Source organism: Carboxylicivirga marina (genome assembly GCF_016612505.1).
Taxonomy (GTDB): domain Bacteria; phylum Bacteroidota; class Bacteroidia; order Bacteroidales; family Marinilabiliaceae; genus Carboxylicivirga; species Carboxylicivirga marina.
Map to the genome: position 1 here is coordinate 1 of NZ_JAENRR010000135.1, position 1790 is coordinate 1790.

The window sequence follows — 1790 nt, forward strand, 5'->3', positions numbered from 1 at the left end:
GAAAATTTCGTTAAAGGGTTCTGCGATTTTATCAAGTCAAAAATTGAAAAAACTAATTTTTAGAACCCACCTTAAGATTCTAAAAATAAGTAGAGCTACTTTCTATCGGTATGTGGCATGGGTGAAAAAGCAGAAGTGTTAATGCTGGCATTGATAGATTCTTATATTTTCCAATCAAAAATTAAAATATGTGTGGAAAATCTTGAAGAAATGGGATGTTTATAGCAGTTAAGGCTAAAGTCACTAATGCATGAGTGCCCGAATAGCTTTTAGTCTACTTAAAGTTTAATGAAACATTTTTGGTTTTTGGTGGTTGAATTTGTAGGTTTGCTACAAAATAAGAGGTTAAAAGATGATATTAGAGGTGCGTTTAAGTAACTTTTATTCAATTAAAGATGAATTGGAGCTAGATTTGACAGCTGGTTCTATAAAAACTAAAAAAGCAAAAGCTTTAAGTAGTAATATCTTTTCAATAAATGAAATTGATGTGCTTAAGTCTGTTGCGATTTATGGAGCAAATGCTTCAGGTAAAAGTAATATTATTAAAGCAATAAGATTTTGTTGCTTAATGATACTAAACTCACATAATCACAATGAAAATGTTAGTTTTAATTATAAACCTTATAAGTTTGGAGGACAGACCACTCCAAGTAATTTTTTCATAAGTTTTATTAGTGAGGGAATTGAGTATGAATATTCATTCTCGATATTGAAGAATGAAATACTTGAGGAAAAGTTGTTTTATTTCCCTAAAGGAAGAAGAGCAAAAGTATTTACGAGAAATGAAAAATTAGGTTTTGATAAAAAAGCAGTGTATTCATTCGGACAAGGAGTAATAACAAAGCCGATGGATGTAGCACTTAATACATCAAAGAAGACACTGTTTCTTTCTAGGGCAAGTCAAATGGATAGGGAAATTCCCAAAGCTCTTTTCAATTATTTTAATAAGTCGTTTATGCTGGGATATGTAAATATGTCAAATGAACAAGTAATAGGTTTGTTTAAATCTTATAAAAAAGAGATTCTGCAAGCACTTCGGATAGCAGACTCCGATATAGTTGACATTACATATCAAACAGAAAAAGCTAAAGCATATAAGGTAGATTTTAAAGTTGAAGCAAATCAGCCACCTTCTGCGAGTGCAGATTTGGAAGATGTGGAACATTTAAAATTTTTAACTTTTCATCGTTACTCTCCAAAAGTACCTTTTGATATGGAGACTGAAGAGTCAGAAGGAACTAAAAAATTATTTAATATACTTTTAACCGTTTTAGATGTAATCCGAAATAACAAAAGCATGTTAATTGATGAAATTGAGACGCATTTGCATTATCGGATAGTACATTTTATTATTGATCTTTTTCATAAAAGTGATAGGAGTCAATTAATTTTCACCACTCACAATACCAAACTTCTCGATATGGATTTATTTAGAAGGGATCAAATTTGTTTTGTAAATAAGAACGGAAAAGGAACTTCTTCTTTAGCATCGCTTTATGACTATAAGGACTATAGAGAAAATATGGATGCAGAAAAAGGATATTTGCAAGGAAGGTTTGATGGGACTCCAATTATAGATGATTCATTAACTGAAATTAATAAGTTGATTCATGGGGAGTAAAAGGGGGAGGAAAAGAGCTCAGAAACAACTTAAAATGAATCCAGTTTTTTATGTTTTCTGTGAAGGGAAAACTGAAGAAGAATATGTAAAGTTTCTAACCTGAATTATTCATAAAAAAGGGATAAGTGTTCCTTGAATCTTCTGAAATATCAGTATTTTCAAGGTGTCC

General features: G+C 30.7%; 1 protein-coding gene. It reads left to right on the plus strand.

Annotated features, from left to right (window positions below; genetic code table 11):
• Positions 1-352 precede the first annotated feature (352 nt).
• A complete protein-coding gene (locus JIV24_RS22075) occupies positions 353-1621 on the plus strand; it encodes an AAA family ATPase (protein ID WP_200467253.1) in 1269 nt (422 codons plus the stop codon).
• The last annotated feature ends 169 nt before the right edge of the window (positions 1622-1790 follow it).

Coding starts and splice junctions, on each gene's coding strand:
- JIV24_RS22075 (WP_200467253.1), top strand. CDS start 353: ATGATATTAGAGGTGCGTTTAAGTAACTTTTATTCAATTAAAGATGAA.